This window comes from Novosphingobium sp. IK01 (genome assembly GCF_033242265.1).
GTDB lineage: Bacteria > Pseudomonadota > Alphaproteobacteria > Sphingomonadales > Sphingomonadaceae > Novosphingobium > Novosphingobium pituita.
Window position 1 is genome coordinate 3385907 of record NZ_BTFW01000001.1, and the last position, 14369, is coordinate 3400275.

Sequence of the window (14369 nt, forward strand, 5' to 3'; positions counted from 1 at the left end):
CCGCCTTTCGCCCATCTAGGGGGTGAAATGCTGCGCCAATATGAACTTGTCGAACGTGTGCTGGCCTACGCCCCCCAGGCGGACGAGGCCATGCTCAACCGTGCCTATGTCTATACCGTGCAAAAGCACGGCACCCAGAAGCGGGCCAGTGGCGATCCCTACTTCTCGCACCCGGTCGAAGTGGCGGGCCTGATGACCGAGCTGAAGCTCGATCAGGAAACCATCATGACCGCGCTTCTCCACGATACCGTGGAAGACACGCTGGCCACTGTCGAGGAGATCGAGCGCCTGTTTGGCCCCGATGTCGCCCGGCTGGTCGACGGGGTGACCAAGCTTTCCAAGATCGAGACGATGACGGAAAGCGAACGCGCGGCGGAAAACCTGCGCAAGTTTCTGCTGGCGATGAGCGAGGACTTGCGCGTCCTCCTCGTCAAGCTGGCCGACCGCCTGCACAACATGCGCACGCTCCACTTCATCAAGAGCGAAGACAAGCGCCGCCGCATCGCGCGCGAGACGATGGAAATCTACGCCCCGCTCGCCCAGCGCGTGGGCATGTACGAATATATGCGCGAGATGCAGCTTCTCGCCTTCGAACAGCTCGAACCCGAAGCCTATGCCACGATCGAGGGGCGCCTGACCGCGATCCGCGCGGAAGGCGGCGGCGAGGTCGACGACATCGCCCTTTCGATCAGCCAGGCGCTGGCGCAGGCGGGCCTGCGGGTCGAGGTGGAGGGCCGCGAGAAGCACCCCTATTCGATCTGGAAGAAGATGGCCGAGCGGCACGTCTCGTTCGAGCAGATCACCGATATCATGGCCTTCCGCGTGCTCGTCGACGACATCGACGAATGCTACAAGGCGCTGGGCGTGCTCCACCAGACCTGGCAGATGATTCCGGGCCGGTTCAAGGACTACATCTCCACGCCCAAGATGAACGGCTACAAGAGCCTGCACACCTCGCTGATCTACAACAACGCGCGCCGCGTCGAAGTGCAGATCAAGACGCGCGAGATGCATCATCGCAACGAATATGGTCTGGCCGCCCACTGGGCCTACAAGCAGGGCGGGACGCCCGATGGCGAAGTGGGCTGGCTGCGCGATCTGGTCGAGATCCTCGATGCCAGCCACGATGCCGAGGAACTGCTCGAAAACACCAAGATGGCGATCTATCAGGACCGCATCTTCGCGTTTACCCCCAAGGGCGCGCTGTTCCAGATGCCCAAGGGCGCCACGCCGATCGACTTTGCCTTTGCCGTCCACACCAATCTGGGCGCGCAGGCAGTGGGGGCCAAGATCAATGGCCGCCATGTCCCCTTGCGCACCCCGCTGGGCAATGGCGATGTGGTCGAGATCATCAAGAGCCGCAATTCCGAGCCGCAACTCTCGTGGCTGGGCTTTGCCGTGACCGGCAAGGCGCGCGCGGCCATCCGTCGCGCGGTCCGGCAAAAGGAACGCGCCGAAGTCGCCCTGATCGGCCGCAAGCTCTACGACGAGATCATCGAGCGCCTGCCCACCCAGGTCGGCAAGAAGGCGCTGGCCGAAGCGATCAAGCGGCTCAAGCTCACGTCCGAGGAAGACCTGATGGTCGCCATCGGCACGGCCAAGCTCGACGATCTTCAGGTCATGGAAGCGCTCGTGCCCGGTTGTACCGCAACCATGCCCAATCCCGAGGAGTGGCGCCGCCAGCAACGGGCCATCGCCGTGCAGGGGCTGACACCGGGCATGGCCTTCAAGCTGGCCGAATGCTGCCACCCGGTTCCGGGCGACCGCATCGTGGGCCTGCGCCGTCCGGGGCAGGGGGTCGAAGTCCACGCCATCGACTGCGAGACGCTGGCCGACGGCATCGACGCCGACTGGATCGACCTCTCGTGGGACAAGCGCACCGACGGCGCCGTGGGCCGCATCCGCGCCGAACTTTACAACCGCCCCGGCACGCTCGCCGAAATGGCGGGCATCTTTGCCAACAACCACGCCAACGTGGTCAACCTCGAAATGACCCAGCGCGAAAACCCGTTCCACACCTATCTGGTCGATCTCGAAGTCCGCGACCTGGCCCACCTGACCCGCATCGTCAGCGCCCTGCGCGCCAGCGACGCCGTGGCCCAGGCCGACCGCATCTAGGGCCGGGCGGGGGCAGGCCGGGCAGGGTATCTCGCCGGTCCCGGTTTCGGGACCGGCGCTCTGCCTTCAGCGGGCGGGTGTCACCCGAACCGGCACCGGCACATTGCAGATATCCACCCCGCCGGCAGGCCGCACGTAGAACGGATCGCGCCGATTGGCCCGCGCATCGAGATAGGCGGCAAAACTCGCGCTGTCGGTCGACAGATATTGCCACGCGGGCAGCCCGGGCACATCGCTTCCCAGCCGGATGCTGGTGATCGCCGTGCGCTCCCCGGGCTTCTGGTAGAACCCGGCATCGCCCTTGCCGCGCGGCAGGCTCGACAGCCACTCCATCCCGCTGATCACCCGGCCCACCACCGCAATGTTGCGATCGAGCTGGCGCGGCGCATTGCCGATCACCGCATAGAGTTCGGCCCCCGACCCGCTGTCAGGCGGCATGTCGCGCCCGACACCAACGCTGCCATAGCAATGCACCGGCCAGGTTTCGGGCTCGTCCCCCGGCCCGGTGGCAATCGGCCAGCCCTGATAGAACCGTTCGGCAACGGCATAGACCCCATCGGCCACCCGAGGCCCGGAAAAGGCCGGGGCCGCTCCCGCCGTCAGCGTATAGGCCCCCTGCGGGACCGAGAGCAGACCGGGCGGCAGCGGCTTGGCGCGGGCCTTGTCATCCCCCAGGGGATCGCCCCACTGGACGACATAGCCATCCTGCACGCGGTTGACCGAAGTCCCGTCCCACCAGTGCGCGGTGGCCAGCTTGCGGATATTGCCGATCCACCCCTGTGACCAGGGCCCGTTCATCAACTGGATGATCACGCGCCGGGCCTGACCGGCGGCATCGGGCGCCAGATCGACCACCAGCAGGTGATCGGCCGGAATCCCCACCCAGTCACCGGGCGGCGCAGCCTCCACGATCTGCGTGGGCGAAGGCGGCATGACGGGCTCTGCCTGATGGGCCAGGACCGGCAAGGCCCCCATCACAGCCAGGCCGGAAGCCACGGAGAAAAAAGCCGAAAGACGGCCAGACAGGGAGCGCATCAACATTTTGCCGTTGTGACCCCCAAACCGCCCTTGCGCAACCCCGCACAGGCGGCTAGTGCGCGCCTTCCAGTGCATGCGGAGCGGTGGCCGAGTGGTCGAAGGCGCTCGCCTGGAAAGTGAGTATACGTCAAAAGCGTATCGAGGGTTCGAATCCCTCCCGCTCCGCCATTTCACCATTTGCCAGCGTCCGCGAACGTCCGTTGATGATCTGGTAAATCACTGAATTTCCTAGGCATAATATCCACCACAGTTCGTTAATCTCCGTCACTGTTCGCACACAATGGGCGCGTCAGTGGTGGGTCAAGTGGTGGGTAGCTCAATGCCTTTGAAGAATACTCAGATCCTGTCAGCAGCCCCCGGCTCGCATTGCGATGGCGATGGCCTGTACCTCGAAGTGACCCGCAAGGGTTCCAAAAGCTGGATGTTTCGCTATCAGATGGGTGGGAGGCGCCGCGAAATGGGCCTTGGCTCATTGGTAGGGCTGTCGGCGCCCCAGGCCCGTGCCATTGCTGCTCAGCTGAGGCTGAAGGTTGCCAATGGGATCGACCCGCTGGCCGAGCGCGAGGCCGAGCGGCTGGCCGCAGAAGCCGCCGCGCGCGCTGCCGAAGTCGAGACGGAGCGCCAGCAGCAGACCTTCCAGAAGGTGGCCGAGGCCTATATCGCGACCCACGAAGCGGGCTGGAGCAATGCCAAGCACATCCAGCAGTGGACCAACACGCTCAAGACCTACGTCTATCCCAAGATCGGCAGCAAGACGGTCGATGCCATCACCACCGCCGACGTCGTGGCGATCCTGAAGCCCATCTGGGCCAAGAAGCCCGAGACGGCCAGCCGCGTGCGCATGCGCATCGAGGCGGTGCTGAACAGCGCTAAGGCGCTCGGCTGGCGCGAGGGTGAGAACCCGGCGGTGTGGAAGGGTGGGCTCGATGCGGTCCTGCCGCGCCGTGGCAAGGTTAAGACGGTACGCCATCACCCGGCCATGCCCCATGCCTCGGCACCTGCCTTCATGGCGGCTCTGCAGGCGCGCGAGGGTATGGGCGCGCGGGCGCTCGAGTTCACCATCCTGACGGCGGCGCGCTCGGGCGAAGTGCGTGGCGCGCGTTGGGATGAAATCGACCTGGAGAAGGCCCTCTGGGTCATCCCCGCCACGCGCATGAAGGCCAAGCGCGAACACCGAGTGGCGCTCTCCAGCGCGGCTGTGGCCCTGCTCAGGGCGATGCCGCGTTTTGCCAATTCGTTGCTGATTTTCCCCGGCAGCAAGGGCCAGGCCCTGTCCGATATGTCGCTGTCGGCGGTGTTGAAGCGCATGGATCTCGGGCACTTCACCGTCCACGGCTTCCGCTCGACCTTTCGCGACTGGGCGGCAGAGCAAGGCTTTGCTTTCGACGCCATCGAAGCAGCACTGGCCCACAAGATCGGCAACAGCGTGGTGACGGCCTACCTGCGCACCGATCATCTCGAGATGCGCAAGGGCATTATGCAGGCTTGGGCTGATCACCTCGCCAGTCACGCCGCCTAAGCGCTCTAAGGCAGTTCACTTCGCCGCCACCATGGCCAGCCGGACTGTGGTGGCGGCATAGTTGTGGCCGACTTGAAAAGATCATCTAGACAGAGATCGAATCGCTGCAGAGTTGGTACGTCCATCGTCAACTGAATGGACACACACATGCAACAGATGCTTGTTTCTGTCACTAAAGCAGCCGAGGTCCTCTCGCTCAGCCGCTCGACCATTTATGAACTGATGGACGCGGGCGAACTCACCAAGGTGAAGTTCGGGCGCCGCACCGGCATCACCGTCGATAGCATCAAGGCTGCTGTGAAGGCCCGTACCGGCGAGGATGTGAAGCACGAGGTGTTCGCCGTATGAGCCAGGCTGCCCACGTCGCAAAAGCGCTTGACCCCAACGTCCGCGAGTCGGGGGATGGCTATATGGTGCGGTGCCCTGCCCACAATGACAACACCGCCTCTCTCAAGGTGTCGGACGGGAAAGAGGGCAAGCTTCTCGTCCATTGCCACGCAGGCTGCGAACCGCTCACAGTGATTGATGCCATCAAGGCGCGCGGCCTTTGGCCCGATGCTGGGCCGCATCACCGTCCGCGCTCGGCTGGAGGCACCGCCACAATTGCCAACGACAACTTGGGCAGCCAGCGTGGCGGGAAGGCCAAGCAAGGCGGTGGCAAGATCGTGGCGACTTACGACTACTTCGACCACATCACAGGCGAACTCTTGATGCAGGTTGTGCGCTATGAACCCAAGGGTTTCAGCCAGCGCCGCCCCGATCCCGACCGCCCCAACGAATGGGCCAGAACCGTCCCCGCCGAATGCCGCACCCTCTACAACGCTGCCCGCGCCTACAACGCCAAGGGCGTCGTGCTGATCGTCGAGGGCGAGAAGGACGTCGATAACCTCGCCGAGATCGGTATTGTCGCCACCTGCAACCCCGGCGGTGCCGAGAAGTGGCAGGACAACTACAACGAGATCTTGCGCGACAAGGACGTCGTGCTGGTGCCCGACAACGACGCGCCGGGCGCGAAACACGCCAACAAGGTGGGTGCCGCGCTGCTGGGCATTGCCAAGAGCATCCGCATCCTGCACCTGCCCGGCCTGCCCGAAAAGGGCGACATCAGCGACTGGCTCGCGGTCGAGGACAACGACAAGGACGCCCTGCTCGAGCTGATCGACAGGGCGCCTGACTGGGCGCCGCCGGTCGCCCCGGCCAAGTCCGTTGACGTCGAAGCCATCATCAACCGGCAGGAAGTCGCCACCGAGAGCGATTTCCCGTTCCTCTGCCTCGGCTACAACAAGGGCAGCTACTACTACCTGCCCCGCGAGACGCAGCAGGTGGTCGAGCTGTCAGCTGGCGCCCACACCAAGAACAACCTGCTCAGTCTGGCCGACCTGTCGTTCTGGGCTTCCAACTTCGACACCGGCAAGCGCGGCGCCTTCGATGTTGACGCCGCCATGAATGCCATGATGCGGGCCTGTGCCAAGAAGGGCATCTTCTCGATGGAGCTGCTGCGTGGCCGTGGCGCGTGGTGGGATGATGGCCGCATCGTCCTGCACTGTGGTGACCGCGCCTACGTTGACCGCACCCCACATGCGCCCAGTGCGGTCAAGTCACGGTTCGTGTACGAGGTCGGCCTGCCCATGCGCGCCGCCATCGACAAGCCGCTCACGGTGAACGAGGCCAAGCTCTACCTCGACCACATTCAGCGCATGCCCTTCGCCCGCGATCTGGACGCGGTGATGATGGCTGGCTGGACCGTCTGCGCCCACATCGGCGGCGTCCTCAACTGGCGCCCGCACATCTGGCTGGTCGGCGCCAAGGGCACCGGCAAGTCCTATGTCATGGACCGCGTCGTGAAGCCCCTGTTCGGGCCTGAGCACTGCCTCGCCGTCGCATCCTCGACCACCGAGGCGGGCCTGCGCCAGTCGCTTGGCTCTGACGCCGTGCCCGTCCTCTTCGACGAGGCCGAGGGGCAGGACCAGACAGCCGTCGCGCGCATCCAGCGCATCCTCGAGACGGTGCGCCAGTCCTCGAGCGAAACCGGCGCCAAGATCGCCAAGGGCACCACCACCGGGGCGGCCCTGTCGTTCCAGATCCGCTCCTGCTTCATGTTCGCCTCGATCAATGCCAGCATCGTGCAGCAGTCCGACCGCTCGCGCATCACGGTGGTCGAATTGAAGGCTGACCGGCAGCGCTACAACCTCGAGCAGTTCAACCGCTTCGGCCAGTTCCTCGCCGACGACGAGTACGCCCAGCGCTATCAGGCACGGGCCATCGCACTCGCCCCGGTGATCCGCCACAACGCCGAGATCTTCTCGATGGTGGCCGCTGCCAAGCTCGGCGAGCAGCGCGCGGGCGACCAGTACGGCGCCCTGCTGGCAGGCGCCTACAGCCTCTCCAGCGACAGCAAGGTCACGGTGGAGCAGGCCGAGGCATGGCTGGCCCAGTTCGATCTCGCCGAGGACAAGGCCGAAGTCGAGAGCATGTCCGACGAGCAGGCCTGCCTCCAGCATATCCTGCAGCAGGTGGTGAAGGGCGCGGACATGTCCCTTGGCAAGCGCGACCTCACCGTGGGCGAGCTGATCGACTATGCCATGAACGAGGTGCCCGGCGACGGGGAGCTGTCGAACGCCCTGTGCGCGCAGCGGGCGCTCGGGCGCGTCGGGCTGAGGCTCGACAACACCGGGGATGGCCTGCTGATCGCGAACAACTCTGATGGCCTCAAGCGCCTGCTGGCAAACACGCCGTGGTCCACCAACTGGAACAAGGTGTTGAAACGCCTGCCGGGGGCGAAGGCTGCGGACGTGACCTACTTCGGTTTCTCTGGTAGCGAAAGCCGTGCGGCATGGGTTCCGTTGCCGCGCCACTGATCGGCGGGTGGGGCGCTGCCCCACCCGCCCCTGCGATCACGAATAATCACTGATCACCCAGTCGATCCAGACTGAGATTTCGTCGCTGGAAAAGCTGACCTTGTAGTGCCTGCCGGTCCTCTTGCTGGTCACGCCGAGGAAGTGCAAAAAGTCGTGGTACCGCAGGCCGCTCGGGCGCGGAAAAGACCAGACATCCCCATCTTCAAGCTGATCGAGCATTGCATTAACGGCTGCCCGCCCTCCGGGGACGTGGTCTTCGATGGCCTGCTCATATCCGTAGAGCTTCTTGGCCGGGGTTCCCTTGACGATCTTTCCGAGTGAAAATTCAGGCACGATAGAACTCCGTTGTCGCTGGAGATGCGCAAAATATGCAACGGATTAAACGGATTAAACTGAAAAAACGCATGCAACCATAAGTTCCAAGTCATTGAAAAATATCGTTTAATTCGTTTTAGATGGAAATTACGCTAAAATCGACAGACCTATATAGACACACATAGGCAATCACACATCGTGAGACAGTTCCTGTATGTATGTATTGTATTTCCGTAAGTGTAAGTGAAAGTGTAAGATATGGCGGATTTCTGCGGGTTTGAGGCACTTACGGTTCACTTACGGTCTATCCATAGTGTAAGTGTAAACCTAGGCCGTGAACCCATAAATCTGTGATGCTAGATTACCAGCGGCCACCGTGTGGACAGGCACGCCCTTCGAGCGCAAAGTGCAGGCATGAAGAAGCTGGCCGCCATCTATGAACGCAAGGGGCAACTGTTTGTGACGGCGTCGCACAAGACGGCGGCGGGTTTTTGGATCGACGATGAGCAAGTGGCTTGCCTCAGCCAGCCTTCGCATGATGAGTTGGGTCGCGCCATCGAACAGGCTTTGGCTCGATCGCAGGAAGGCGTCCCGACGCCGCCGCCCGATGCACGCATCGACAAGCCATTGCTGGCGGCCGCCGGCGTTCGTTCGTGGACCACGTTCATGAAATTGTCCAAGCATGTCAGTGTCGTGAGCGACGGGAGTTTGCTCAAAGTCACCCCCTATCGCAATTTGGGTAGCAAAGAGGGCTTTGAGCCGGAGCCGGATATAGCGGTTCCATCTGCTAATTCGGCCTCGGCTTTGGGGCAGATCGTTGCAGACCTGCTCAGCCGAGCGGCATAGCGGCATTGGCTCGAACTTTCTTCTTCCGTCAAAATCTGATTCAGGCTTGGCATGAGCCGATATGACTTGACCGACTTCGAGTGGCGCGTGATCGAACCGCTGTTACCGAATAAGCCCCGAGGTGTGCCGCGCGTCGATGACCGCCGCGTGCTGAACGGCATCTTCTGGGTGTTGCGGTCCGGCGCGCCTTGGCGCGATCTGCCCGAGCGCTATGGCCCGCGCACCACCTGCTACAACCGCTTTGTAAGATGGCGGAAAGCAGGAGTGTGGGATCGGATGATGGACGCCATTACCGCCGCCCACGACGGCGACATTCAGATGATCGACAGCACATCTATCCGGGCGCACCAGCAGGCTGCGACGGCAAAAAGGGGGATCGAGATCATTGTCTCGGTCGCTCCAGGGGTGGACTCACAACCAAAATCCACGCGGTCGTCGACGGGCAAGGCCTCCCGATCCGGCTGAGCCTGACCGCAGGACAAAGCCATGACGGCCAAGCTGCCGACCATCTGCTCAAACATGTCGGTGCCGGAACAATCGTGCTGGCGGACAAGGCCTACGATGCTGATCGCATCCGGGCGTCACTGCGTGAGAAGGGAGCGTTTGCCAACATTCCGCCCAAGGCCAATCGGAGGTCGAAACCGTACTTCAGCACGTGGCTGTACCGCGAGCGGAACCTGATTGAGCGCTTCTTCTCCAAGCTGAAGCACTTCCGCCGTGTCGCAACGCGCTATGACAAGTTGGCAGAAAACTTCCTCGCCATGGTCCAACTGGCCTCAATGCGGCTGTGGCTCCGTGTTTATGAGTCTACGGCCTAGTTGACGCGTCTGAATTTGCCATTTCTAGACTCATAGAGCGCCGCTGCGTGTCTCAGGCTACCCCAGTAGCTCAAGTCCCCAAGGTGAGTCTGAAACGGCCTCAGAATCGAAATTTCGGGCATTGCAAAGGGCGGGTCCTTCCCAGGGGGTACCCCATCGCGGGTCACGCGCGACCGCGACGGGGCTCTAGCGACAGAATGTGAACTTGGTTTACGCCAGCGGCTCCAATCCGCACTCAACCAAAAACGCATAGATGGCGTCATACACTTCCGGCTCGCGCGTGGCGTCGTCCTCGCTGCCCTCTGGCACGAACACGACCATGCCCTGGCGCCCTCGCGTCATCAGTACGCGATAGGCATTGGCGACATAGGCCTTGCGCGCCTCGTCATTGACGGCCTGCCAGCGGGTGCCCTTGAACTGCAATGCCTGCCACGCATCGTCGACACGGCGATAGTTCGCGTCCCAGCACAGGCAGGTCCAGTCTAGCTCCAAACCCTGGACGTCGAACTCCGTGCCGGCGTCTTCCAGCGCGTCGGAGGAGCGCACATCATCGCTCGGCGCCAAGAACCACTTGGCGGGCTCGATCTTGGCCTTCACGAACACGCCATGAGGCTTCAGGCGCGCAGCATTGGACGAGGCGAGAAGGCCCATGCGTTCAGCGCCTCGCCGCTTAGAGCGAAGCCAGCGCCGCGCCAGATCCAGGTCGCGGGTGATGTAGAGCGGAAAGCTGGCCAGGGCCGCTTTGACCTGTCGCGCAGCCGCGGCATCGCCCGCGATCACGTGGCCGACGAAGTCCGAGAGGCGCTCAGCGCGAAAGGAGCGCAACGAGGTGGCGAGATGCAGCGCTGGCGCCGTCACCTCATCGGCCAGCCGGCACGAATGCGCCAGGCTGTCAGGGATATGCGCCTGCCAATGCGGGAAGCTCCGCTCCAGCGCGCGCAGCCACTCCTCGATGCCAGCCTCGCCGGTGTTGATCTCTTGGCCACCCCCGACGAGGCAGATGATCGCGCACCAATCATCGTGGCGGTCCATCACTGACAGCAGGAACTCGGGCTCCGACATCGAGAAGCCCAACTGCCCCTTCTTTTGTTGCATGAATTTCGAGGTCTGCTCGACGTCCCAGGCGCGCTGGGCCTCGTCGAATACGGCGACCTTCTCGTTAGGCGGGCTGCTGGAGGTTAGGGCTTCATCGCGGAAGTGGTGGATGTTTTGGATAAAGGCTGCGGCGTTGCGGTCCTCCACCGTCTTGGACGTGCTGCGCCCGGCCTCTTTCGCCCTTGCCACGGCATCCAGCGACAGCGCCTCGCGCAGCACATCGACCAAGGGGCCATTGCCCGAGAGGAACACCGCGTGTTCGTCGCTGTGGGCCCGCTGGCGTGCCGTTGCCAGATTGAGCCCCGCCAGCGTCTTGCCCGAGCCTGGCACACCGGTGATGAAGCAGATGATCTTGCGCTTGTCGCGCTTGGCCGTCTCGATCGCATTAGCCACGTAGTCCGCGGTGTGGGTGAGGTTTTCGGCGCCAGCCTCCGAGCGCGAGATCTCCTCGACGGCATGGCCACGGTAGAGAGCCTGGGCGGCCTCGACGATCGTGGGCGTGGGGCGATAGCGCCCAGCTTCCCAAGCCGCCGCGTCGATCGGCTGGCGCGCATGAGTGCGGCAAATGCTCTGGATTGCCGGGAGGAGGCCTGCTGCGTTCACGCCCAGGGGCTTCGCGAGGCCATCGTCGTCCCATTGCAGCATCCGACCGTCATCGTGTGGCGCATGGGTGGCAACGAGGATCGGCACGATAGGCAGGCCGTGGCTGGTCTCATGGAAGTGTTTGAGGTCAAGCCCATAGCCATAGACCTGATCGAGGCTCGATCGATCGTACTGGCGCGCGCCCAGCTTGTATTCGACCACGAACACAACGCCGCTCGTCAGTAGGATCAAATCGGCACGCCGGCCCATGCGGGGGATGAGGAACTCCATGAACGCATGGGCTTCGGGCAGACCCGCCGCGAGTTCGCGCAAGTGCTGGATTTGATACTCCCAGGCAGAGCGCTGGGTTGGCTCGAGGGCAAAGGGGAGCTTTGCAGCCAGCCGGCCGAAGAGGTCAGCATCGGTAAGCGTGCCAATTGAGGTGGCGGGCAGGGAGAGGTAGGCGCGGTTCATGGTAGACGCATGAACCGAGAAAGCCAGGGGCACAAGCAGGTGGGCGCCAATGATGGCATCGAAATGAAATAGGGGGACCGAACCTGCCGCTTCAGTCGTAAAGCAACTCTGCCGCGTATTGACGGCAACTGGCGAGGGAAGCCACTCTGACGCACGTTGTGAAACGGCTCGATTTGGTCGGCTGCCGCCAGCAGCGGAACGCGGCGTCGTGGGACTAAACTGCCATTCGTTGTACCTCCGCGAATGACAACTGCCCCGACCAATACCCGTCATTTCTTCGGCTTGGAATCTCGAGTTCAGTTATGCAACCATTGGGCGTTAGGCGACTGAGTGCTGATCATCGAGAAACTTTCTATCTTGATATGAGATTTGATCGGACCACGCTCAAGCGGCAACCTCATCAGGCACGTGCTCAAGGCACATCACCTCAATACCATATACTTTCCTCAGACTTTTGCAGCACATACCAGATCGGGTGCTCCGAATACGATTCTTTATCTTCGAAGAAGCCTTTTTTAAACTCGGCTCAAAGAAGTCTATGTCGCCAGATACAAGTTTTTTTCCTTCGCTTCCGATAGCAAGGCGAACCCACTTATGATCGATTTTAGGAAGGCCAAGGCTCTCCAGATGTTTCCTACTTGACGTGTCGGATAGTTCAAAAAAGCGAATTCGTCCTGAGATCAGTTCATCGGTGGATCGTGTCCCACGGCATGGTGTAGCTTATCTGGGCCACCGCCAAATTCGGCATCAGCTTGAGCCGATCATGCGCCTGGCACAGCCGAGAGCACGACGATGGGATTGTCGCTCACCGGCGCCATGGTTTCAAGCGACATGTATCGTCCACGCTGGACGGCCCATTCATCGGACTGTTCCATGAGAATGGCGCCGATGAGGCGGGTGATCGCAGCCTCGTTCGGGAAGATGCCGACAACCTCGGTGCGGCGTTTGATTTCGCCGTTCAGCCGCTCGATGGGATTCGTGCTGTGCAACTTGGCGCGGTGCTCCTTTGGGAAGGTCATGTAGGCCAGCACGTCGGGTTCGGCATCGTCCATCAAGGTGGCGAGTTTTGGGAGCTTCGGACGCATCTGGTCGGCGACAGAGCGCCATTGCTGGCTGGCTGCCTCGGGCGTTTCCTGTGCGAAGGCGGTGCCGATGAAGGCCGAGACGACCCGGCGACCGCTCTTGCCGGCATGGGCCAGGGCATTGCGCATGAAGTGGACGCGGCAACGCTGCCATGTCGCGCACAGCAGCTTGGAGACCGCCGCCTTGATGCCCTCATGCGCATCGGAGATCACCAGCTTCACGCCGCGCAGGCCCCGGCGCGTCAACTTGCGCAGAAAGGCCGTCCAAAATGGCTCAGCCTCCGATGGGCCGATGTCCATACCCAGCACTTCGCGGCGACCGTCGCTGTTGACGCCCACCGCAATGATCACCGCAACGGATACGATCCGGCCATTCTGGCGGACTTTGACATAGGTGGCGTCGATCCACAGGTAGGGCCAGTCGCCCTCGATCGGGCGATCGAGGAAGGCATGCACCTTTTGGTCGAGCTCTTCGCACAGGCGGCTGACCTGGCTTTTGGAGATGCCATCCATGCCCAGCGCTTTGACCAGGTCATCGACCGAGCGCGTCGAGATGCCATGCACGTAGGCTTCCTGGATGACCGCCGTCAGCGCCCGTTCGGCCATCCGGCGCGGCTCCAGAAATCCAGGAAAATAGCTGCCTTTACGCAACTTGGGGATGCGCAGTTCGACCGTGCCGGCGCGGGTGTGCCAGTCGCGGTTGCGATAGCCGTTGCGCTGGACGAGCCGGTCGGCAGACTTCTCGCCGTGACCGGCACCAGTCAGGCCTCCCACCTCCATCTCCATCAGCCGCCCGGCGGCAAACGAGATCATCTCGCGCAAAATATCCGCGTCAGGGGCCTTCTCGACCAGCGTGCGCAAGTGCATCATGGAATCGGTCATCGTGGTTCTCCAGGTTCGAGCTTTGCAACCCAAACCTATCCGAAAATCGCGGTGACCACCCGCGCTGCTGGCCGGACGCTACAGCGCTATATGGAAAGCGCGCGCCCGGCCAGCAGCGCTACCGTCAGAACCTACACCACGTCCCGGGACGCGACCCGGGTGCATTTGTAGCCCAGTTTGATCGGCGCGGGGAATTCTCCTCGCGCCACCTTGGCATGAATGTAGGATCGGGACAGGGAGGTCATGTGCATGACCTCCTGAATGCGGAGCAGTCGCTCTGGCGCGGGTGGGGTTTCGTGGCTCATGGGGCGCACCTTTCGGGGCGATGATGCGGGACGGGGCGGCATGTCCGGCGCAGGCCGAGATCGATCTGGCAGCGGCGGATGGCAGTGGCGAGGAGGGAGTGATTTCGGCCATGCTGCCATGCGCAGGCGGCAACCCACTGGACATAGCCCATGCGGATCATGTCGAGCGCGGCGCTTTCGTTGGTTTGCGGGTCGCGACCTGTCGGAGAGCAGGCGGTGAGGGCCAGGGCAAGGAAAAGGACCCGGATCATTCGGTAGGCCCCTCTGCCGCCAATATGCAGTCAAAGAAATAGCGGACGGGGAATGTGCCCTCATCACGGGCGCGCATGAAGTCTCGCCCGTTGTGGCATCGTCTGCCCAGCGTATCGACACAGATCGGGGAGAGATCCATTCCAATACTGTCGCTGGCGACAGTCAGACGTCTGGACGCAGAATTC

12 protein-coding genes and 1 tRNA gene are annotated in these 14369 nt (G+C 62.6%); 7 read left to right on the forward strand and 6 right to left on the reverse strand.

The window, feature by feature from the left end; translation table 11 throughout:
• Positions 1–27 precede the first annotated feature (27 nt).
• Positions 28–2118, forward strand: coding sequence for a RelA/SpoT family protein (locus tag SBI20_RS15715; RefSeq protein WP_317975903.1), 2091 nt, complete (start codon positions 28–30; stop codon positions 2116–2118).
• A 66-nt stretch (positions 2119–2184) separates the two neighbouring features.
• On the opposite strand, the gene SBI20_RS15720 is transcribed toward SBI20_RS15715, so the two are convergent.
• Positions 2185–3051: a peptidylprolyl isomerase gene (locus SBI20_RS15720; RefSeq protein ID WP_317975904.1), complete on the reverse strand. Its 867-nt coding sequence runs from the start codon at positions 3049–3051 to the stop codon at positions 2185–2187.
• Between the two features lie 182 nt (positions 3052–3233).
• Here SBI20_RS15720 and SBI20_RS15725 point away from each other — a divergent pair.
• The 4 genes from SBI20_RS15725 to SBI20_RS15740 all read left to right on the forward strand — a co-directional run bounded on the left by SBI20_RS15725 (position 3234) and on the right by SBI20_RS15740 (position 7533).
• Positions 3234–3324: transfer RNA gene (locus SBI20_RS15725), tRNA-Ser, on the forward strand.
• Between the two features lie 127 nt (positions 3325–3451).
• A complete protein-coding gene (locus SBI20_RS15730) occupies positions 3452–4675 on the forward strand; it encodes a tyrosine-type recombinase/integrase (RefSeq protein ID WP_317975905.1) in 1224 nt (407 codons plus the stop codon).
• A gap of 147 nt (positions 4676–4822) precedes the next feature.
• Positions 4823–5023 carry a helix-turn-helix transcriptional regulator gene (locus SBI20_RS15735; protein WP_317975906.1) on the forward strand — a complete coding sequence of 67 codons (201 nt, stop codon included), beginning with the start codon at positions 4823–4825 and terminating at the stop codon, positions 5021–5023.
• Positions 5024–5085: 62 nt separating this feature from the next.
• Positions 5086–7533, forward strand: a complete 2448-nt coding sequence (locus SBI20_RS15740) for a hypothetical protein (protein ID WP_317975907.1) — start codon at positions 5086–5088, stop codon at positions 7531–7533.
• A 36-nt stretch (positions 7534–7569) separates the two neighbouring features.
• On the opposite strand, the gene SBI20_RS15745 is transcribed toward SBI20_RS15740, so the two are convergent.
• The gene (locus SBI20_RS15745; RefSeq protein ID WP_317975908.1) at positions 7570–7866 is read right to left on the reverse strand and encodes a hypothetical protein; all 297 of its coding nucleotides are present in this window, start codon (positions 7864–7866) and stop codon (positions 7570–7572) included.
• Positions 7867–8262: 396 nt separating this feature from the next.
• On the opposite strand from SBI20_RS15745, the gene SBI20_RS15750 reads away from it, so the two are divergent.
• Both SBI20_RS15750 and SBI20_RS15755 read left to right on the forward strand, forming a co-directional pair.
• Positions 8263–8694: a hypothetical protein gene (locus SBI20_RS15750; protein ID WP_317975909.1), complete on the forward strand. Its 432-nt coding sequence runs from the start codon at positions 8263–8265 to the stop codon at positions 8692–8694.
• A gap of 51 nt (positions 8695–8745) precedes the next feature.
• Positions 8746–9512 (forward strand): IS5 family transposase gene (locus SBI20_RS15755; protein WP_317973651.1). Its coding sequence is split into 2 segments (ribosomal slippage): positions 8746–9058 and positions 9058–9512, totalling 768 coding nucleotides; the frame shifts between segments, so codons are not numbered across the junction.
• A gap of 210 nt (positions 9513–9722) precedes the next feature.
• Here the strand turns inward: SBI20_RS15755 and SBI20_RS15760 are convergent.
• The 4 genes from SBI20_RS15760 to SBI20_RS15775 all read right to left on the reverse strand — a co-directional run bounded on the left by SBI20_RS15760 (position 9723) and on the right by SBI20_RS15775 (position 14183).
• Positions 9723–11663: a DUF2075 domain-containing protein gene (locus SBI20_RS15760; protein WP_317975910.1), complete on the reverse strand. Its 1941-nt coding sequence runs from the start codon at positions 11661–11663 to the stop codon at positions 9723–9725.
• A 761-nt stretch (positions 11664–12424) separates the two neighbouring features.
• Complete coding sequence (locus SBI20_RS15765) at positions 12425–13627, reverse strand: IS256 family transposase (protein WP_317973748.1); 1203 nt, start codon at positions 13625–13627, stop codon at positions 12425–12427.
• A gap of 131 nt (positions 13628–13758) precedes the next feature.
• Positions 13759–13932: a helix-turn-helix transcriptional regulator gene (locus SBI20_RS15770; RefSeq protein WP_317975911.1), complete on the reverse strand. Its 174-nt coding sequence runs from the start codon at positions 13930–13932 to the stop codon at positions 13759–13761.
• Complete coding sequence (locus SBI20_RS15775) at positions 13929–14183, reverse strand: hypothetical protein (protein ID WP_317975912.1); 255 nt, start codon at positions 14181–14183, stop codon at positions 13929–13931. Before SBI20_RS15775 ends, SBI20_RS15770 begins: the two co-directional genes overlap by 4 nt.
• Positions 14184–14369: the final 186 nt, after the last annotated feature.